1 pseudogene is annotated in these 306 nt (G+C 64.1%); it reads right to left on the reverse strand.

The annotated features are described in order from the left end of the window. Nucleotides 1–306 (reverse strand): annotated as a pseudogene (locus tag P0D70_RS36945) (NAD(P)(+) transhydrogenase (Re/Si-specific) subunit alpha); the annotation flags it as partial.

Below are 306 nucleotides of genomic sequence, written 5' to 3' on the forward strand. Positions count from 1 at the left end.
TGCGCGCTCATGGACGAGCGCCGCCTGACGAGCAAGCCAGGACTGCGGCATCGCCCGCGCGTAGCCCCCCGAACCAGCCGCCGCTTCGCGCTCTTCATCCGTAGCAAACGGCACATCGAGGCATTTGGCCCCCAGAGACTCAATCTGCTCCTTAACCGCAGGTCGCACGTCTGATGCTTCAACGATGGCGCCAAGACGTTTCGCGGTTGCAATGGCTTGTAAGCCCGCTACGCCGGCGCCGAGCACGAGTACACGCGCAGCCTTCACAGTTCCCGCCGCAGTCATCAGCATGGGCATGAAGCGCGA

Source organism: Paraburkholderia sp. RL17-381-BIF-C, from assembly GCF_046026435.1.
Taxonomy (GTDB): Bacteria; Pseudomonadota; Gammaproteobacteria; order Burkholderiales; family Burkholderiaceae; genus Paraburkholderia.